The sequence below is a fragment of the Nocardia sp. NBC_00416 genome (genome assembly GCF_036032445.1).
GTDB lineage: Bacteria > Actinomycetota > Actinomycetes > Mycobacteriales > Mycobacteriaceae > Nocardia.
This window is the reverse complement of record NZ_CP107932.1, coordinates 5,529,406-5,548,474: the sequence shown is the minus strand read 5'-3', so window position 1 is coordinate 5,548,474 and position 19,069 is coordinate 5,529,406. Positions and strand designations below refer to the sequence as shown.

Sequence of the window (19,069 nt, the reverse complement as noted above, 5' to 3'; positions counted from 1 at the left end):
GGTGGGCGGGGTGGGCGGACCAGCGGCGTTCAGGCCCGGTCGAACCAGGTGACCTGCGCCCCATTACTGAATTCCTGTCGTTTCACCGGAGTGAAAAGGACAGGCCGGAAGCGCCCGCCGAGCGCGGGGACCCCGGCGCCGGCCAATACCGGATAGCTCTTGAAGATGAGTTGGTCGATCTCGTCGATCAGCTCACCGGCGAGCTTGCCACCACCGCACAGCCAGATGTCCTTGCCCTCCGGCCCGTCCGCCCGTTTGAGGCGTCGCACCAGTTCGACCGGGTCGGTGCGGACGAGTTCCACCTCCGGATCGTCGATCTTCTCCAGGGTGGTGGAGACGATGTACTGCTTCAGGTGGGTGTACGGACTCGTGATGCCGGCGGAGCGGGCGGGTTCATAGGTGCCGCGACCCATGACCAGCGTGTCCCAGTGCCGGTTCGGCACGTCGGGCGCGATGCCGGCGTGCTCCCGGATATGACTCGGCACGGATTCGGGATAACGGGCGTTGATCCACTCGGCCATATCGCCGGCGAGCGGATAGAAGTCGACCTCCCCGGCGGGGCCGGCGATGTAGCCGTCGAGGGAGACGCCCACGTAGTAGACCAGCTTTCGCATCAGATACCGCCCTATTCGTAGTACTTTATTTGAAGTGGTTTAAACGTAGTACTACACACGTAGTGGTGTCAAGCAACGGATTCGGTTGCCGGACCTCGATCGCCGACGCGACGATCGAGGTCTCCCGGCCGTGACCGCGCGGCGGCGGCGAAAGAGTAATAGCAACCGGACAAGGCTTGTGACACCTGCCATGTTGCTCGAATAATGAGGCCATGATGGCGAACGTCGGAGACCGCTTGCACGTGCACGGGCACACCGTCGGCCAGAGTGATCACGAAGGTGAGATCGTCGAGATACACGGCCCGGACGGAACACCGCCGTATATGGTGCGTTTCGAGGACGGACACGAGTCCCTGGTCTTCCCCGGACCGGACGCGACGGTCGAACGACCACTCTGACCTGCCCCGCCCCGGCAGGTACTCACATACCGGTCCCGAACCATTTGCGGCCGGTATGCCGGCGAGTCGGCTTCCCGCCGGACGGAAACCCGCGTGTTGACGATCACGCGACCCCAGGCGACAATCGTGGCCGATTCGTAATAACCGGGGGTGCGAGGAACCATGCGTACGAAGACCGATATCAGATTCGACGTCGCGGCCGACCCGGGCCAGGTGCTGGACGCGTTGATGGCGGTCGAGATGCTGTCCGAATGGTCGCCCGACTTCGAGGACGCGCGCGTGGCCGCCCGCGACGACGAAGGACGGCCACGGCGGATGTTCATCCAGGTTTCCGTCAGCAATACCCCGGATATGCAGGTATGGGAATTCGGCTGGTCGGAGAACCGGATGTCGTGGGAGGTCTCCGACAGCACGCGCGGAATCAAGGGCGGCGGATTCTTCGAGGTCAGCGCGGGCGAAACCGGTAGCGATGTACTGCTGCACGTCGAGCAGTACATGCCGATGCCGATGCCGGGTTTCCTACGCAAGAAAACGGTCCGCAGGTCCTACGAAGCCCTCGTGGAGAACTTCATCGCCTACGCCGAGCAGTACCCCGAATCCGAGGCCTACGACCTCGTCTGACCTCCGGACCCGGCGCGCGTCACCGGCGAACGCCGCCCGCGGGCTGCCACGATAGGGCCATGCGAGGTCTCACGCGACGCACCCGGATCCAGCAGATGGGCGAGGATTCCTCGGTCACCCAGCTGGAACTCTTCTTCGACCTGGTCCTGGTCTTCGCCTTCACCATGGTCACCGATCTGGCCGCCGAAGAACCCACCGCGGTGAACATGCTGCGGTCGCTGCTGGTGCTGGCGGTGCTGTGGTGGGTGTGGATCGACTACGCCTGGCTCGGGAATGTGATACGCGCCGACGAAGGAGTGACCCGAGTCGCCATATTCGTCGCGATGGGCGGCGGATTCGTCGCCGCGATCACGATCCCCGAGGCATTCCACGACATGCCCGGCGGCTGGTACGGGCCGCTGGTCTTCGCGATGGCCTATCTGCTGGTCCGAATGGTGCATCTGGTGATGTTCTGGCTGGCCAGCGTCGAGGATCCCCAGTTGCGCGGGCAGGTGCTGCGCTGGGCCCTCGGTTCGATCACGGTAGGCACCACACTGCTGGTGATCGCCGCCATGACCAGCGGCACCCTGCAGATCTGCCTGTGGATCGCGGCGATCGGCGGCGACTACCTGTGGACGCACTTCGCGGGCAACGACTGGCGCCTGAACTCCGCCGGCCATTTCGCCGAACGCCACGGTCTGATCATCATCGTGGCGCTGGGCGAATCGATCGTGGCCATCGGCATCGGCGTAGCCGGTCTCCCGGTTTCCTGGCCGATCGTGGTCGCGGCCATGCTCGGGCTCATGGTGTCAGGCCTGCTGTGGTGGGCGTATTTCGATACCGACGCGCTGCGGGTCGAGCACGCGCTGCGCACGGCCACCGGGGCGCGCCAGATCCAGATCGCCCGGACCTGCTACACCTTCTGGCACTTTCCGATGATCGTGGGCATCATCGCGCTCTCGCTGGGACTGAAGAAGGTGCTGTCCTATGTCGGCGACGAGAGCGAGCACACGTTGTCCGACGCACTCACCGGAATTCCGCTGGTCGCGCTGTACGGCGGGGTGGTGCTGTACCTCGTCGGGCTGATCGGGTTCGGCTACTTCGGCACCGGGCGGACGGGCGTGCTCCGGCCGGTCGCCGTCGTGGTGCTGTGCGCGCTCACCCCGCTCGCCGCGAAACTACCGGCGCTGGCAGCCCTGGGCCTGCTGTGCGTGGTCCTGGCGGTGCTCATCGCCTGGGAAACCCTGCGCTTCGCCGAGACCCGCGATCACATCAGGCATCCCGCTGCCGGTTGAGGTGCCGTGCGGTCAGGTGATGCGGTGTCGGGCCGTAGGCCGAGGGCGCCACCTTCACCCCGGACCGCACCGAATCGCGGATCTGGTCGACGTTCTCCCGGATCATGTCCGAGACGAGTTCGTCGGTGCGCGGATCGGCCAGCACCTGGAACAGGATCCGGAAGACGGTATCGGCGACCAGGCGGATGATCTCGTCGTGGAAGGGGATGTAGCGGACCCGGCCGGTCTGCGGATCGTTCTTGATCATCTCGACGATCATCTCGTCGATTTCGCCCCGGTTCTCCTCCAGCGCGACCGCGATATTGCGGGTGTAGTGGCCGGTCCGCAGGACCGCGGTGACCTCCTCCATGATCGCGATCGTCATCGGGCGTTTGATGACCTCGACGATCGTGCCCACGGAATGGTTGATCACCGCGGCGGTGACCCGGTCCCCGAACACCCGGTCCGCCACACGCGCCAGCCGGACCAGGATGACGACGATCCGCAGCAGCCGGAACGCACGGAAGAAAGGGCTGGCCACGGGGATCATGCCGAGCAGTTCGTACCAGTAGACCAGCGGGAACGTCCACGACCATCCGCCCCGACGCCAGCGCCACAGGAATTCGACGGCGAAGACCGCGCAGATCGCGTAATCGATTCCGACGATCACCCGGTAGGTCTCGGGCGAGACCTCGAAGAAGGTGATCCAGCAGACCAGCACCACGGAGACGGCGGCCAGCGCCAGCATGACGAAATCGGTCCACAGGGCGGGCGGTTTTCTGGGAAAGCCCTCCGGCTCCGGGCCACGGGGGTCGGACTCTGTGGACGGCGGTGTTGACACCTGCATTCCCTTCGACGCCGAAAGATCGCGGACAAGTATGACTCGGTCGACCGCGACCGGACCGCCGAATACGCCGGTACCCGGGGACGCGCACCACTGAGCGGGACCCTACGACGCGTTCCCGGGGAGCGCCTCCGGAGTCAGCGGATCCGGGGGATCATCGGCCCTCGCGGATGATCGCCTCGATATTGCGTTCGGCCAAGGCGGTGATGGTGAGGGACGGATTGACGGTGCCGGTGCTGCCGGGAATCGCCGCACCGTCCATGACGTACAGACCCGGATGCCCGTGCACCCGGCCGTAGGCGTCGGTCGCCCGGCCCAGTACCGCCCCGCCCAGCGGGTGCGCGGTGAACAGGGCGTTCGCGTCATATCCCAGAGCGCCGTATTCGGCCATCGCACCGGCCCGATCGGCAATGCCCCGGTCCACCGCCCGGGCCGCCGCCGTCACCTCGTCCTGGGCGTTGCGCGGCCAGGAGAGTCCGACCCCGCCCGAGGCCGGGTCGTAGCCGAACCGTGTACGGGTGGGGTCGAGCACCATCGCCAGCGAAGCGAGGGCGCCGGTCTCGAACGGGATTCCCGGGATGTACCAGTTCTGCAGGCTCAGTGCCATGCCCGTGTCGTCGAAGATCCGGCTGGCGCTCGGCACGCCCTGGCCGTTGCCGGCGACCGAACTGGCCCCGCGTGCCAGCACCACATCACCGTTGGTGCCCCAGCCGTCGCCGACGTGTTCGTTGAGCTCGGGCAGTGTGCCGGTTTCCCGGGCCCGGACCAGGAGTTCGGAGGTCCCGATCGAGCCTGCGCCGAGGAACAACTTGTCGCAGGTGAGCGTGCGGCGGCCGCGCTCCGCGCCGGTCGGATGGAGTTCGGTCACCGTCACCGCGAACCGGCCCCCGGGTTCCTGGGCGATCGTGTCCACGCGATGACCCGGGAAGATCCGTGCCCGGCCGGTGGCTTCGGCATCCTTCAGATAGTTCTGGTTGAGATCGAACTTCGCGCCGTTGGAGTTGCCGAGGTTGCTGCGGCCCGCTGTCGCCGACGCGCGGGTCGCGCCGGACAGTTCACCGCGCAGCACATCCCAATTGAAGATCGAATCGTTGGGGATCGGCCGGTAGCCCGCTTTGCGGACCTGGTCGTCCCAGGCGCGCGAATGGGTGAACGGCGCCGAACCGTAGATATCGGCGGGCATCAGGTCGAGCCGGAGCATCTCACGGACCCGGGGAAAGTAGACGCGGTCCAGTTCGCCGTAGTCGACCACACCGCCGAAGATGTGGTCGAAGAACCGGCGTTCGGGCGCGACCATCGACCCGGTGAACACCACCGAACCGCCGCCGACGGCGGCGCCGCGCCATACGTCGATCCCCGGATACCTGGTGCAATCCAGGACCCCGCCGAAATCCGCGAACCGCATCGGCACCTTGGTGACCCCGGTGAAGCTGGTGGCGTGCCAGAAACCGCGGCCGTCGGGCAGGTCGTCGCCGGTGAAGATCTCCCGCCACGGGTCGTTGGGCCAGCGCGAACCACGCTCCAGCACGGTAGTGGCGACTCCGGCCCGGGCCAGGCGTAATGCGGCGACCGCCGCACCGAAACCGGAGCCCACGACAATGGCCTCGGTGTGCTCCGGTGGGGCGGGCAGAGGCGCGAAGATCTCCGGGACCCACTGGGCGAACAGGTCGTGCCAGCCCGGTTGCGCAGTGGCCCGGGGTAGCGCGGTTCCGGGTCTCGGCAGCGCCGACCCGACCGCGCCGATCAGAGCAGCCGCCCCCGCGGCCTTGAAAAGGGCACGCCTATCCACCCCGACACCTCTCAGTCATGCATACAGCGCACGGATGGTACCGAGAATCGACCGATATTGAACAGTCCTGGCCGGGAACCGATTCGAAAGCCGAGTGGCTAACCGAACACCAGCCGGATCACCGCGAGGGTGCCGACGACCACGATCACCGCGCGCAACACGTTCGGCGGCAGCCGCCGGCCCACCCCCGCACCCAGCTGGCCCCCGATGATCGCACCGGCCGCGATCAGCGCGACGACCGTCCAGTCCACCTCGGCGACCACGATGAAAATAACCGCCGACAGCCCGTTCGTGAGCAGTGCGAGCACATTCTTCACCGCGTTGAGGCGCTGGATGTCCTCGTGCACGAAGACTCCCAGCAGCGCGAGCAGCAGCACCCCTTGGGCCGCGCCGAAGTATCCGCCGTAGATACCGGTTCCGAAGATCGCGGCGAGCAGGATCGGGCCGCCGTGCGCCGGAACACTGTCGGAGGCGCTCTGCCGTTCCCGGACCCACGCCGCGAGCCGGGGCTGCACCACCACCAGCACCAGGGCCGCGATGATCAGCACCGGCACGATGGCCGTGAACGCTCCCTCGGGCAGGGTCAGCAGCAGGACCGCGCCGACCGCGGCGCCCAGCAACGACGCGGAGCTGTACCGCAGCACCCGGCCCCACTGCCCGGACAGCTCACGGCGGTAGCCGATGGCCCCGCTCAGCGAACCGGGCACGAGCCCGACCGTGTTCGACACATTCGCCGTGACCGGTGGCAAACCGATGGCCAGCAGGACCGGGAAGGTGATCAGCGTCCCCGAACCGACGACGGTGTTGATACCGCCCGCAGCGATACCCGCGGCGAAAACGGCCAGCATTTCCAGCCAAGTCATGCTCGATCCTCGACCTCCCGGACCGGCGACCGGTCACTTCACAACCCGATCAGCGACGCTAGCGGTTGGTTCCCCCGGTGATCGCGACGGGTCCACCGAGGCCGGCGCGGCGGCACCGGGCCCGCTGCCCGCACTGGGCCGCGACTCGCCGAACCGGCCCGACCGCTCGGCCGGAGGGAGCACGGCGTCGCCCACCGGTGAGCAGCCGGTGCTGACGCGAAACGGCCGGGCGATCCCGCGCGAATAGATTCACGACGATCGCCATGCTCGGGCCCGGAACCTGCCGCGACCAGGGCGGACCGGCTCGTCGGCCGTCGACGGCGGCTACAGCCGGGCCGCGGTGCGCCCCGGACTGTGAAACACGAACCCTCCGGACCGCCTTGGCAGGGCCCGCACCATAGGAGGTAGACTCGCACAGATCATGCAGCGGGCACTTCTTCTCAGCCGCCGCGACGGGGTCTGATCGGACCGGCCTCCCGTCGCGGGGTTCTGCCGCGCCGGTCGACCCAATTCGGGAAAACAATCTCACCCACGGAGAAATCGCATGTCACCCGCTGACGCCTTCGTTTCCGGCACGCGCACCATCACCGCGCCCGCCAAGCCCGCGCCCGCCGACCAGCCCGCGTGGAACAAGCAGAAGAATTCGTCGCTGCCGGTCTTCCGCTACCGGCCCTTCGCCGAAGAAGTAGAGCCCGTAGCGGTACCCGACCGCACCTGGCCGGACAAGGTCATCGACCGGTCCCCCGGCTGGTGCGCGGTGGATCTGCGCGACGGCAACCAGGCGCTGATCGACCCGATGAGTCCCGCCCGCAAGCGCCGCATGTTCGATCTGCTGGTGCGGATGGGTTACAAGGAGATCGAGGTCGGCTTCCCCTCGGCCAGCCAGACCGACTACGACTTCGTCCGCGAGATCATCGAGGACGGCGCGATCCCCGACGACGTCAGCATTCAGGTGCTCACCCAGTGCCGTCCCGAACTGATCGAGCGCACCTTCGAGGCCTGTTCCGGCGCCGCGAACGTGATCGTGCACTTCTACAATTCCACCTCCATCCTGCAGCGGCGGGTGGTGTTCCGCGCCGATCGCGCGGCGGTGCAGAAGATCGCCACCGACGCGGCGCGGCTGTGCTTGGAGACCGAGCAGCGGTACCCGGATACGAACTGGCGGTACGAGTACAGCCCGGAGTCCTATACCGGCACCGAACTGGAATACGCCCGCGAGGTGTGCGACGCGGTCTCCGAGATCATCGCCCCGACCCCGGAAAAGCCGCTGATCATCAACCTGCCGGCCACCGTGGAGATGGCGACGCCGAACGTCTACGCCGACTCCATCGAATGGATGCACCGCAATCTGGCCCGGCGTGACTCGATCGTGCTGTCGCTGCATCCGCACAACGACCGGGGGACGGCGGTCGCCGCCGCCGAACTCGGCTACCAGGCCGGCGCCGACCGGATCGAGGGCTGCCTGTTCGGCAACGGCGAACGCACCGGCAACGTATGTCTGGTGACGCTGGGCATGAACCTGTTCTCACAGGGTGTGGACCCGCAGATCAACTTCTCCGATATCGACGAGATCCGTCGCACCGTCGAATACTGCAACCAGCTGCCGGTGCACGAACGCCACCCCTACGGCGGCGATCTGGTGTACACCGCGTTCTCCGGCAGCCATCAGGACGCGATCAACAAGGGTCTGGACGCGATGAAAGCGGCCGCCGACGCAGCCGGATCCGATGTGGACGATATCTCCTGGGAGGTGCCCTACCTGCCGATCGATCCCAAGGATGTGGGGCGCACCTACGAGGCGGTCATCCGGGTCAACTCGCAATCCGGCAAGGGCGGCGTGGCCTACATCATGAAAACCGACCACGGCCTGGCACTGCCGCGCCGGCTGCAGATCGAGTTCTCCCAGGCGATCCAGCAGATCACCGACGGCGAGGGCGGTGAGGTGACGCCCAAGGAGATGTGGGATGCCTTCGCCGACGAGTACCTGACCCCGATCCGGCCGCTGGAACGGATGCGGCAGAAGGTGACCGCCGCCGAGACCGACGGCGGCACCGACCGCATCACCGCGGTCGTCAAGGTGGACGGGGTCGAACAGGAAGTCACCGGCAGCGGCAACGGTCCGCTCGCGGCCTTCGTCGACGCCATCGCGGCGGTCGGGTACCAGGTGGAGGTGCTGGACTATTCCGAGCACGCGCTGTCCGCCGGCGACGACGCACAGGCCGCGGCCTATGTGGAATGCGCGATCGGCGACCGGATCGTGTGGGGTGTCGGTATCGCCACCTCGATCACCACCGCTTCGCTGCGCGCCGTGGTCTCGGCAGTGAACCGGGCCGCCCAGCAGTAGCGGCAACCGGCAGCTACGACCCCGGCCGCCACCACCCGTCCCGTGCGGGTGGTGGCGGCCGGGGTCGCTGTAATCCGCCGACATGCGCTCCGCCGCGCACCTGCTAGCGTTGGTTCGGACTCCACGCCGCCGAGCTCTCTGCTCGAAAATCCCGAGCAGATGGGGGAACTGTGACTACTGACGACCACAACCCGACTTCCCAGCCCTGGCTCCCGAGTCAACCGGCGGACACCGCCGGCAGTGGCGGCGAGCCGGATACCGGGCAGGCCACCGAAGCCGCGCGTACGGACCCGGCGCCGGACAACGACACCGCGCAGGGCACCACCGACGCGGCCGACCCCGAGACGGTCGGTCCCGACGCCTCCGAAGTGACCGTGAAGAACGAGATCTCGCTGAGTGCGGAATCCACCGGCGCCGGGGATGCCGAGAATCCGGGTCCGAGCAGCGGTGCGCCGGACGAACAGTGGCCCTCCGGTCCGGCCGATCCGACTGCCCCGCCGTGGGAAGTCCAGAACGGTTTCGCCCCGCCTCCCGAAGGGCAGGCACCGGTCGGGAACGGGCCGCTCTACGGAAACGCACCACTCGATCAGTTCGCCCCGGGAACCGGCGGGGCGTTCAGCGCGCCTGCCCCGGACCAGTTCTCGGCGGCCGGCAGCGGGCAGTTCCCACAGCCGGACCCGAATCAGTTCCAGGCCGCGAACACCGGTTACGGCAGCGGCGGGTTCTCGCAGGCCGAACCGGGCCAGTTCCAGGCGCCCGGCTACGGCAGCGGACAGTTCCCGCAACCCGAACCCGGCCAGTTCCAGGTCCCGGGACACGACCCCTTCGCGCCGTCCGGGCCGAACGGCGGGCAGTATCCGCAACAGGACCCGAACCTCTACCCCGGGCAACCGAATCCGGAACAGGCGTCCTACCCGCCACCGGGCTCGGACGGTGGTCAGTTCCAGCAGCAGCCGCCCCAGCAGGGCGGATACGCGCCCGGCGGCACACCGGAACCCGGCCGATCACCCGCGCCGGAGAGCGAATCGGGCGGCCCGATCTACAGCTGGGCGCCGCCGCCGATGCCGGCCGCGCCGCCGCCCGTACCGCAGCAGCCGTTCCAGCAGGCGCCGCCCCAGCCGATCAACAACCCCCCGACCGGGCAGTTCCCGACCCCGGAGAATTGGGGCGCGAACCCCGGCCGGAGCCAGCCTCCGGCAGCGCCGCAACAGCCCCAGCAACAGCAGCCAGGGCAACAGCCGGGACAGCCGCGGCAGATGCCCGAACCGGGCCAACTCGGTCATTCGGTGAACGATCTGAACCTGCTCAAGCGCGCCCGCAAGGCACCGCGCAGCGGCTGGCGCCGCGCCGTGCACAAGGTATCGCGCGGGGCGATCAATCCGGGCGAATCGGCCTCCGATGTCGTGCACCGCGACCTGGTGGGCCGCGTGAACGCGCCGGTGTACGGCGATTTCCGGATCGCGATCCTCTCGCTCAAGGGCGGGGTCGGCAAAACCACCACGACCGTCGGCCTCGGGGCCACGTTCGCCTCGCTGCGCGGCGACCGGGTCATCGCGATCGACGCCAACCCCGACCTGGGCACGCTGGCCCACCGGGTGCCGCGCCAGACCCGATCCACCGTGCGCAATCTGCTGGAAGACCAGAACATCACGCGCTACTCCGATGTGCGAGCGCACACCTCGCAGTCACCGAGCCGGCTGGAAGTACTGGCCAGCGAACAGGATCCGGCGGTCTCGGAGGCGTTCAGCGAAGCCGATTACCGGCGGGCGATCGGGATCCTGCAGTCGTTCTACAACATCATCCTCACCGACTGCGGTACCGGACTGATGCATTCGGCGATGTCGGGGGTGCTCGATATGGCGAGTTCGCTGGTCCTGGTGACCTCCCCCGCCATCGACGGCGCCCGCAGCGCCTCGGCCACCCTCGACTGGCTCGACTATCACGGCTACTCGCATCTGGTGCAGCAGACCGTGGTCGTCGTCAACGCCTCCCGGCGCGGCTCCACCTCGGTGAACCTGGACCATCTGCGGCGGCTGTTCCTGGACCGCACCCGGGCGGTGCAGGTGGTGCCGTTCGACGATCACCTCGCCGAGGGCGCGGAGATCGACCTGGAGTTGGTGAGCAAACCGACCCGGCAGGCGCTGCTGGAGCTCGCCGCGATGGTCGCCGACGATTTCGCCAATGTGGACGGTTACCCGTACGGCAACCGCTACTGATCGGTCGCGGGCGCCGGTTCGGCGGTGACCCGGCCGGCTGCCGCCGCGAACGAATCCAGTACGGCGGCGACGGCGGGACGCTTGTCGGCCCGGGGCCTGGTGACCAGGTCGTAGAGCCGCGCCGCCCGCACGCCGGACAGTCGCAGCTGCGACAGGCCGGGGTGTGTGACGACGTAACGGGGCATCAACGCCACCCCGTAGCCGGCGGCGACCAGAGTCTCGATCATCCGGAAATCATTGAGACGCTGGACGATACGCGGTTCAACGCCGGTGACCGTGGCTATCGAGCGCAGCACGTCGTCCACCGGGAACCCGCCGCGCACGCTCAGCCACGCCTCGTCGGCCAGTTCCGCCGCCGAAACCTCGGCGCGTCCCGCGAGCGGATGGTCGGGCGCGACCAGCACGTCGATCGGTTCGCGCATGAGCACCCGGGAACTGACCCGGGGCCCGGCCATCGAGGCGGCGCGTTCGTCCCGATGGGTGAGGACGATGTCGTAGTCGGCGAGCAGGCGCGGGGTGTCCTGCGGCGGGACGTCCTCATCGCCCGCCACTATTTCCACGCCGCTGCCGGCCATCGCCGGAAGTACATGGGGTAGCAGTAGCGCGCCGCCGGACGGAAACACTCCGACTCGGACCTGCCCGCGCGCAGACCCGCGGTAGTGCGCCATCTCCGCCACCGCGCGGTCGAGTGCGGCCAGCACCTCGTCGGCCCGGACCACCAGGGCATGCCCGGCGTCGGTGAGCCGTACCCGGCGACCGCTCGGTTCGAGCAGGGACACACCCGCTTCCCTGGCCAGGACCTTCAGCTGTTGCGATACCGCCGACGGTGTCATGGACATGGCCGCGGCGACGGCGCCGACTGTGCCGCGATCGGCGAATTCGCGCAGGATGCGCAGACGCTCGACGGAAAGCGGCGGACCAGCAGAGACCATTAAGCAATGCTAAATCATTAGTCCACAACAATTCGATTGTGCTCACCGATTGATACATCCCATGATTAGTGGGTGACCTCCCGTGACCGCATGCTCGCCCTGACCGTCATCGTGTTGTGGGGGCTGAACTTCCTCGCCATCCGTGTCGGACTCGATCATCTGCCGCCGTTCTTCTTCGCGGCGCTGCGATTCGCGGTGATCGCGGTACCCGTGGTGCTGTTCGTCCCGCGGCCGGCGGTCCGAATACGCTGGATACTGCTGTACGGCACGGGCTTCGGCATGCTGCAGTTCGCCTTCCTGTTCACCGCGATGCGGGTGGGCATGCCCACCGGGCTGGCCTCACTGGTCCTGCAGTCCTCGGCTCCGTTCACCGTGTTGCTCGGGGCCGCACTGCTGCGGGAGCGGCTGCGCTCGGTACAGATCGCCGGACTCGTCGTCGCGGTCGCGGGAATAGCGATCATCGGCTGGAACCAATTCGCCCACGCCGCCCTGCTACCGGTACTGCTCACCCTGGCCGGAGGTCTCAGCTGGGCGCTGGGCAATATCGGCGCGCGTCAGGCCGGCGTGGAGACGCCGGGGATCAATCCACTGCATCTCACCCTCTGGATCACCGCGGTTCCGGTACTGCCGCTGCTCGCGCTCTCGTTCGTGTGGGAGGGACCGGATACCGGGTTCCGCGCACTGGCGGCCACATTCAGCGGGGACGGCTGGCCCGCGCTGGTGGGCCTGGCCTACATCGTCGTACTCGGTACGGTCGTCGGGTCCGGTGTGTGGACCTACCTGATGAGCCGGTACCCGGCGGGCAGCGTCGCGCCGCTGTCGCTGCTCGTGCCGGTCGTCGGGTTCACCACCGCGTGGGCCTTCCTGGGCGAGACACCGGCGCCCGCGAGCCTGATCGGCGGAGCGGTGGTGATAGCCGGGGCATTCGCGGCGACGGCAGGCGCGAAGAAAACAGCCGCCCCGCGGCCGGACCACGTGCCGGACGGCCTGCCCGCGAGGGTCGACATCGCCGATCCCAAGCCATTGGAGACAGCCGCCAGATGACACGCGGCCTTCGGCTCGGCGCGGTCGGTGCGCCGACCGCGCCGCCGCCCGTTTAGAGTATGGCCCGATCGCGACAGCTTCCCCGGGTTAGGCAGCAGTAGACAATGGCACAGCATCGGTGGCCCTCGGCGGGCGCCGCGACAGTCGCGGCTCAGCATGCCCCAGGGGTGGGGACGATCTCCCGGCGCAGCGTGCTCCGCGCCACGGCGGCCGCGGGAATCGGGGCGGCCGCCGTGGCAGCGCTGCCCAGCGCAATCGCCCACGCCCGGACGAAATCCCGGGTGGCGGTACTCGGCGGCGGCGTCGCCGGGCTCACCGCGGCCCACGAACTCGCCGAACGCGGATTCGAGGTCACCGTCTACGAGCGCCGGGCACTCGGCGGCAAAGCACGCAGCGTCCCGGTGCCCGGCACCGGGGGCGGCGGACGCCCGGACCTCCCCGGCGAGCACGGTTTCCGGTTCTTCCCCGGTTTCTATCAGCACGTCCCCGACACGATGCGGCGGATCCCGTTCGGCGAGAACCCGAACGGCGTATGGGACAACTTGATCGGCGTGCCCGACGCCCGGTTCGCCCGGGCCGGCGCCGACGATATCCGCGCGCCACTCGGCTTCGGCCGGATCGACGCCGCGACACCCGAGGGCATGCGGGAAAGCCTGGCCTCGGTGATCACCACCACCCTGAAGATGCCGCCGGACGAAGGCCTGTTCTTCGCGAACCGGCTGCTGGTGTTCAACACCAGCTGTGAGGCACGCCGTTTCGGACAGTGGGAGCACACCTCCTGGCTGGATTTCGTAGGCGGTCACCAGCGATCACACGAATTCCGGGCGCTGGTGTCGCGCACACTCACCAGCCTGCTGGTGGCGGCGAAGGACGGACTGGCCAGTGTCCGGACCATCGGATCCATGGGCGAGCAGTTCCTCGGCAACCCGATGCAGATCGGCCGCGACGGCGACCTGGACCGGGTGCTCAACGGCCCGACGAACGCCGTATGGATCGATCCCTGGGTCGCGCGACTGCGTGAGCTCGGCGTGCGTTTCGAGGTCGGCGCCGAGATACGCGGGCTGGAGGTCGCGGATCGGCGGATCACCGGCGCCCGGATCGTCACCGCGACCGGCACGACCGAGACCGTGACGGCGGACCACTTCGTCGTGGCCCTGCCCGCCGAGCGCGCTCGCGACCTGTGGAACGCCGACATCCTGTCCGCATGGCCGGAGCTGGCCGCGATGAACAGGCTCTACACCGACTGGATGAGCGGAATCCAGTTCTATCTGCGCCGCCGCCCGGGGATCGGCAGCGGCCATTCCGCCTATATCGACTCGCCCTGGTCGCTCACCTCGATCGCCCAGAACGCCCTGTGGGCGCGCAAACTGCCCGAATACGGCGACGGGACCGTACAGGACTGCCTTTCGGTGGACATCTCCGACTGGAACACTCCGGGCATCCTGTTCGGCAAAACCGCGAAGGAATGTACGCACGAGGAGATCGCCAAGGAGACCTGGGCGCAGATCCTCGCGCATCTCAACGATCGCGAAGAACTGCTGGGCGACGCCGATCTGCACTCCTGGTTCCTCGACCCCGGTATCAGCTGGAACGCCGACCGCGGCGAGAACGCCAACGCCGACCCCCTGTTGATCAACACCGCCGGATCGTGGGACCTGCGGCCGGAACCGCACGGCGGGGTCGAGAACCTGTACCTGGCCGGCGACTATGTACGCACGAATATCGACCTGGCCACCATGGAGGGTGCCAACGAATCCGCCCGGGCCGCGGTGAATGCGCTGCTCGAGGTCACCGGATCGGACGCGCCGCGCTGCCGGACCTACACCCTGTGGCGCGCACCGGAACTCGAACCGTTGCGGCAGGCCGACGCCGACGCGTACGCGGCCGGGCGGCCGAACATGTTCGATATCCAACTCTGATCCCCGGCCGGGCCCGGCCGGCGCGACCACCCGCAGCGAAGAACTACGAGCACGCAGCGCCGGCGAGGTGACCACCGTCCGGATTCCCGCGCGGCCGCGCGGACCATGACGGGTGGCGACGGGCCCGCTCGGGGCACCGGCTGGGGACCGTTGTCACAGCGGCGTGAAGTCACCCCGCGCCGTGCGAGGACAGACCGGGCGGGTCGTTAGACTGCGCGGCGTGGCAGAGATATCGGTGCGGGGGCGAATAGCCCTCGGGGTGGCCGGCGCGGCAGCGTGGGCCTCCCGTAAGGCGGGCCGTGGCAACGGGTCGATGATCGGCGGACTGCTCGCGCTGAAGGTCGACCCGCAGATCATGAAGCAACTGGGTCGCGGGCGGCGGACCGTGCTGATCACCGGCACCAACGGCAAATCCACCACCACCCGCATGACCACCGCCGCGCTGAGCACCCTGGGCGAGGTCGCGACCCAGGCCGACGGCGCGAACATGGACGCGGGAATCGTCTCCGCGCTGAACGTGCACCGGGACGCCCGGCTGGCGGCGATCGAGGTGGACGAACTCCATCTGCCGCATGTCACCGACGCGTTGAAACCCGAGGCCGTCGTGTTGCTGAACCTCAGCCGCGATCAGCTGGACCGAGTCGGTGAAATCAATATGATCGAGCGGCGGCTGCGCTCGGGCCTGGCCCGGCATCCCGATACCGTCGTCATCGCCAACTGCGACGATGTGCTGGTCACCTCCATCGCCTACGACCATCCGAACGTGGTGTGGGTCGCGGCCGGCAGCGGCTGGGCGATGGACGCCACCAGCTGCCCGCGCAGCGGCGAGCCGATCCTCTGGGAAGGCGCGCGCTGGTACAGCACCGGTGTCGATTTCGCCCGGCCGCAACCGGATTGGTGGCTCGACGGCGATAAACTCTGCGGTCCCGACGGAGTGCGCCTGCCGCTGCGGCTGGCGCTGCCCGGACGGGCGAACCGGGGCAACGCCGCGCAGGCGGTGGCCGCCGCGGTCGCGATGGGCGCCGATACGGAGCAGGCCTGCGCCGCCACCGGGACCGTGCAGGAGATCGCGGGCCGATACCGCACCGTGCAGGTCGGCGAACACGCCGCCCGGCTGCTGCTGGCCAAGAACCCGGCCGGCTGGCAGGAGGCGCTGTCCATGATCGACCACGCCGCGGCCGGCCTGGTCATCGCGGTGAACGGGCAGGTACCCGACGGCGAGGACCTGTCCTGGCTGTGGGACGTACGGTTCGAACACTTCGAGGACGTGCACGTCGTCGCGGCCGGCGAGCGCGCCACCGACCTCGCGGTGCGCCTGACCTACGCCGGAGTCGAGCACACCACCGTGGCGGACCCGGTGGACGCCATCGCGTCCTGCCCGGCCGGGCAGGTCGAGGTGCTGGCCAACTACACCGCGTTCCGCGATCTGAACCGTGACCTCCAGGAGCGGGCCAAATGAGTGAATCGACGGTCCGGATCGGGCTGGTCCTACCCGATGTGATGGGCACCTACGGCGACGGCGGCAATGCGCTGGTCCTGCGGCAGCGGCTGCGGCTGCGCGAGATCGACGCCGAGATCGTGGAGATCACCCTGCCCGATCCCGTACCGGACTCGCTGGACATCTACGCCCTCGGCGGCGCGGAGGATTCGGCCCAGCGACTGGCCACCCGGCACCTGCTGCGTTTCCCGGGCCTGCAGACCGCCGCCGGGCGGGGCGCACCGGTACTGGCGATCTGCGCGGCGATCCAAGTCCTCGGCCGGTGGTACGAGACCTCGAGCGGCGAACGCGTGGAAGGGGTCGGACTACTCGACGCCACCACCTCCCCGCAACAGTCACGAGCGATCGGCGAAGTGACGACCAAACCCGTCCTCCCCGGACTGACCGCACCGCTCACCGGTTTCGAGAACCATCGCGGCGGCACCACCCTGGGCCCGGAGGCCACCGGACTGGCCCGGGTGACCCGCGGCGTCGGCAACGGTGTGGGCGACGGACTGGAAGGCGTGGTGCAGGGATCGGTCCTGGGCACCTACATGCACGGTCCCGCTCTGGCCCGCAATCCCGAGCTCGCCGACTACCTGCTGTGCCGGGCACTCGGTGTCGACTCGCTGCCGCCGCTCGAACTCCCCGAAGTGGACCAACTCCGCCGCGAACGCCTCCGCGCCTGAGCTGTGTTATCGGCGGCGCGGGGGTTGAGGCCCCCTTGGTCCCGATGGTCAGCCCTCGAGACTCGAGGCTTCGCCTCATGCGCTTTCGAGGGCTGAACATCGGGACGGGCCTCAACCCTTTGTGATGTCTCGCTGAACTCGACTCCGGCGGTTGTGTCGGTGCTACGGGTTACGCCGGGCGGCCGGGTCGACAACCCGGCGGTCCGTACGGCTGCCCCGCAGACCGGTGCAGGATGACGGACCGGCCCGAAGCGGGTGCGGCGAAACGCCCGGCCCGGTACCGGAAACCGCGGGACCGGGGTGGCACGCACCTATGTGGTGCAGGGGGCCGATGGGCACGACCTACGCTGGGCAGGTGAGTTACGACCATGTGCTGCTGCCGTCCGGTGTCGCGTCCACGCCCGCGGAGGTCGACGCGTATCTCGCGACTCAGCAGGGGCAGCCGGAGACGGCAGATATCGCGGCGCTGGCGCAGGAGCTGAACGCGCGCAACGACGAACTTCCCGAATCGGACAGCTTCCTGAGCGTTTCCCCGTTGGGCGGGGCGGCGACCGGGGCCGCGCTCCAGGTGCCCAGCCCCTACGACGCCATCGGTTTCGTCCGCGAGCTGCTGTTCCGGCTCGCCACCCCGCGCGACTACGCGATCTACGATCCGCAATTGACCTGGTTGATCGATCCCGCGGGGCATATCCCGGTCACGGTCACCCATGGCGGGGCGGGCGAATTCCCCTATCTGACCGAAACTCTCGCCACCACCTGGGTGCGGGAGCTCGCCGACCCGAACCCGTACCTGATCGTGGAACGGGCATCGGAGGTCTATATCCAGACCTACCGGGAATCCGCCGACGACTACACCGTGGAGTACCGGGACGGCGGCCCCGAGCGGCATTTCGCCGCCCGGGTGACCGGGCCCGACGCCGTGGCGGACCTCATCTGGGATTGGACCCGCCAGGACCGCACCCGGCTCGACCGCCTGCCCTGGGAGCGCATGGAGTTGTGACCGCCACCGGAAGTCCGGTCACAGCGGGCGACGACCGGAGAACGCCCGCCCCAACGTCAATTCGTCGGCGAATTCAAGATCACCGCCCATGGGCAGCCCGGACGCGAGGCGGGTGACCGTGAGCCCGGGGAAATCCCGCAGCATCCGGACCAGATAGGTCGCGGTCGCTTCGCCCTCGGTGTTCGGGTCGGTCGCGATGATCACCTCGGAGACGTCCACCCCGTCGTCCTGATTTCCGATCCGGGTGAGCAGCTCCCGGATTCGCAACTGCTCGGGCCCGATCCCGCTGAGCGGGTCCAGTGCCCCGCCCAGTACGTGATAGCGGCCCCGGAACTCGCGGGTGCGCTCGATCGCCGGTACATCCTTGGGCTCCTCGACCACACAGATCATGCTGCGGTCACGCCGCGGATCCGCGCAGATCCGGCACAGTTCGCCGTCGGCCACCGTGCCGCACTGCGCGCAGAACCGTACGCCGTCCCGGATCTTCTGCAGCACTGCCTGCAGTCGATCGATCTCCGGCGGTTCCACCTGCAAGAGGTGGAAGGCGATCCGCTGGGCGCTCTTCGGGCCGACGCCGGGCAGTTTGCCCAGTTCGTCGATGAGATCCTGAACCGGCCCCTCGTACACCGCGATACCCCGGTGCGGTCAGAAACCGGGCAGACCGGGCGCGCCACCGCCGGCCAGCGGGCCCAGTCGTTCGGCGGCCAAGTGCTGGGCGTTGGCCATCGCGTCGTTGACCGCGCCGATCACCAGGTCCTGCAGGGTTTCCACATCCTCCGGGTCGACGGCCTTCGGATCGATGGTCAACGACAGCACCTCACCGGTGGCCCGGATCGTCACCTCGACCAGACCGTTGCCGGCCTGCCCCTTCACCTCGGCTGCGGCGATCTCGGCCTGGGCCGCCATCACCTGCTCCTGCATCTGCTGGGCCTGTTGGAGCAACTGCTGCATATCGAACTGACCATCGGGCTGCACGGCATTCCTCTCTACGGATGGGTCACAATTCAGCCTAGACCGCCTCGGTTCCGGATTCCGCCGCACCCACGCCCGCCTAATATCGATTTGC

The 19,069-nt window shown here is 68.4% G+C and carries 17 protein-coding genes; 10 read left to right on the top strand and 7 right to left on the bottom strand.

Annotated elements, in window-relative coordinates; all coding sequences use genetic code 11:
- Positions 1 to 29 precede the first annotated feature (29 nt).
- Positions 30 to 614 carry a dihydrofolate reductase family protein gene (locus OG804_RS23880; protein ID WP_328390069.1) on the bottom strand — a complete coding sequence of 195 codons (585 nt, stop codon included), beginning with the start codon at positions 612 to 614 and terminating at the stop codon, positions 30 to 32.
- A gap of 212 nt (positions 615 to 826) precedes the next feature.
- Between OG804_RS23880 and OG804_RS23875 the strand changes: the two genes are divergently transcribed.
- The 3 genes from OG804_RS23875 (at position 827) to OG804_RS23865 (ending at position 2,907) form a co-directional block, all read left to right on the top strand.
- Positions 827 to 1,012, top strand: a complete 186-nt coding sequence (locus tag OG804_RS23875) for a DUF1918 domain-containing protein (protein WP_328390067.1) — start codon at positions 827 to 829, stop codon at positions 1,010 to 1,012.
- A gap of 162 nt (positions 1,013 to 1,174) precedes the next feature.
- The gene (locus OG804_RS23870) at positions 1,175 to 1,633 is read left to right on the top strand and encodes a hypothetical protein (protein ID WP_328390065.1); all 459 of its coding nucleotides are present in this window, start codon (positions 1,175 to 1,177) and stop codon (positions 1,631 to 1,633) included.
- A 59-nt stretch (positions 1,634 to 1,692) separates the two neighbouring features.
- A complete protein-coding gene (locus OG804_RS23865) occupies positions 1,693 to 2,907 on the top strand; it encodes a low temperature requirement protein A (protein WP_328390063.1) in 1,215 nt (404 codons plus the stop codon).
- Here OG804_RS23865 and OG804_RS23860 read toward each other — a convergent pair.
- The 3 genes from OG804_RS23860 to OG804_RS23850 form a co-directional block, all read right to left on the bottom strand.
- Positions 2,885 to 3,727, bottom strand: coding sequence for an ion transporter (locus OG804_RS23860; RefSeq protein WP_442941610.1), 843 nt, complete (start codon positions 3,725 to 3,727; stop codon positions 2,885 to 2,887). The genes OG804_RS23865 and OG804_RS23860 overlap by 23 nt on opposite strands.
- Before the next feature lie 157 nt (positions 3,728 to 3,884).
- Positions 3,885 to 5,519: a GMC oxidoreductase gene (locus tag OG804_RS23855; protein ID WP_328390059.1), complete on the bottom strand. Its 1,635-nt coding sequence runs from the start codon at positions 5,517 to 5,519 to the stop codon at positions 3,885 to 3,887.
- Between the two features lie 98 nt (positions 5,520 to 5,617).
- Entirely contained in the window at positions 5,618 to 6,382 is a 765-nt protein-coding gene (locus OG804_RS23850; protein WP_328390056.1) for a sulfite exporter TauE/SafE family protein, read from the bottom strand.
- 544 nt (positions 6,383 to 6,926) lie between these two features.
- On the opposite strand from OG804_RS23850, the gene leuA reads away from it, so the two are divergent.
- Entirely contained in the window at positions 6,927 to 8,726 is a 1,800-nt protein-coding gene (gene leuA, locus OG804_RS23845) for a 2-isopropylmalate synthase (RefSeq protein ID WP_328390054.1), read from the top strand.
- A 170-nt stretch (positions 8,727 to 8,896) separates the two neighbouring features.
- The gene (locus OG804_RS23840; protein WP_328390052.1) at positions 8,897 to 10,942 is read left to right on the top strand and encodes a nucleotide-binding protein; all 2,046 of its coding nucleotides are present in this window, start codon (positions 8,897 to 8,899) and stop codon (positions 10,940 to 10,942) included.
- On the opposite strand, the gene OG804_RS23835 is transcribed toward OG804_RS23840, so the two are convergent.
- A complete protein-coding gene (locus OG804_RS23835) occupies positions 10,936 to 11,874 on the bottom strand; it encodes a LysR family transcriptional regulator (RefSeq protein WP_328390050.1) in 939 nt (312 codons plus the stop codon). The genes OG804_RS23840 and OG804_RS23835 overlap by 7 nt on opposite strands.
- Positions 11,875 to 11,946: 72 nt before the next feature.
- Between OG804_RS23835 and OG804_RS23830 the strand changes: the two genes are divergently transcribed.
- From OG804_RS23830 to OG804_RS23810, 5 genes are all read left to right on the top strand, one after another.
- On the top strand, positions 11,947 to 12,918 hold the full coding sequence (locus OG804_RS23830; protein WP_328390048.1) for an EamA family transporter: 972 nt from the start codon (positions 11,947 to 11,949) through the stop codon (positions 12,916 to 12,918).
- 104 nt (positions 12,919 to 13,022) lie between these two features.
- The gene (locus tag OG804_RS23825; protein WP_328390046.1) at positions 13,023 to 14,837 is read left to right on the top strand and encodes a hydroxysqualene dehydroxylase; all 1,815 of its coding nucleotides are present in this window, start codon (positions 13,023 to 13,025) and stop codon (positions 14,835 to 14,837) included.
- A 220-nt stretch (positions 14,838 to 15,057) separates the two neighbouring features.
- Entirely contained in the window at positions 15,058 to 16,296 is a 1,239-nt protein-coding gene (locus tag OG804_RS23820; RefSeq protein ID WP_328390044.1) for a Mur ligase family protein, read from the top strand.
- On the top strand, positions 16,293 to 17,003 hold the full coding sequence (locus tag OG804_RS23815) for a type 1 glutamine amidotransferase (protein WP_328390042.1): 711 nt from the start codon (positions 16,293 to 16,295) through the stop codon (positions 17,001 to 17,003). The genes OG804_RS23820 and OG804_RS23815 overlap by 4 nt, the downstream gene beginning before the upstream one ends.
- A gap of 355 nt (positions 17,004 to 17,358) precedes the next feature.
- A complete protein-coding gene (locus tag OG804_RS23810) occupies positions 17,359 to 18,003 on the top strand; it encodes a hypothetical protein (protein WP_328390040.1) in 645 nt (214 codons plus the stop codon).
- An 18-nt stretch (positions 18,004 to 18,021) separates the two neighbouring features.
- Here the strand turns inward: OG804_RS23810 and recR are convergent, their stop codons facing one another.
- Entirely contained in the window at positions 18,022 to 18,630 is a 609-nt protein-coding gene (gene recR / locus OG804_RS23805) for a recombination mediator RecR (protein WP_328390038.1), read from the bottom strand.
- Between the two features lie 18 nt (positions 18,631 to 18,648).
- Positions 18,649 to 18,978 carry a YbaB/EbfC family nucleoid-associated protein gene (locus tag OG804_RS23800; protein WP_328390036.1) on the bottom strand — a complete coding sequence of 110 codons (330 nt, stop codon included), beginning with the start codon at positions 18,976 to 18,978 and terminating at the stop codon, positions 18,649 to 18,651.
- Between the last annotated feature and the right edge of the window lie 91 nt (positions 18,979 to 19,069).

Excerpts from the sequence above, each read along its gene's own strand:
- OG804_RS23880 (WP_328390069.1), bottom strand. The coding sequence starts at position 614 with ATGCGAAAGCTGGTCTACTACGTGGGCGTCTCCCTCGACGGCTACATC.
- OG804_RS23835 (WP_328390050.1), bottom strand. The coding sequence starts at position 11,874 with ATGGTCTCTGCTGGTCCGCCGCTTTCCGTCGAGCGTCTGCGCATCCTG.
- OG804_RS23815 (WP_328390042.1), top strand. The coding sequence starts at position 16,293 with ATGAGTGAATCGACGGTCCGGATCGGGCTGGTCCTACCCGATGTGATG.
- OG804_RS23865 (WP_328390063.1), top strand. The coding sequence starts at position 1,693 with ATGCGAGGTCTCACGCGACGCACCCGGATCCAGCAGATGGGCGAGGAT.
- leuA (WP_328390054.1), top strand. The coding sequence starts at position 6,927 with ATGTCACCCGCTGACGCCTTCGTTTCCGGCACGCGCACCATCACCGCG.
- OG804_RS23875 (WP_328390067.1), top strand. The coding sequence starts at position 827 with ATGATGGCGAACGTCGGAGACCGCTTGCACGTGCACGGGCACACCGTC.
- OG804_RS23825 (WP_328390046.1), top strand. The coding sequence starts at position 13,023 with ATGGCACAGCATCGGTGGCCCTCGGCGGGCGCCGCGACAGTCGCGGCT.
- OG804_RS23870 (WP_328390065.1), top strand. The coding sequence starts at position 1,175 with ATGCGTACGAAGACCGATATCAGATTCGACGTCGCGGCCGACCCGGGC.
- OG804_RS23850 (WP_328390056.1), bottom strand. The coding sequence starts at position 6,382 with ATGACTTGGCTGGAAATGCTGGCCGTTTTCGCCGCGGGTATCGCTGCG.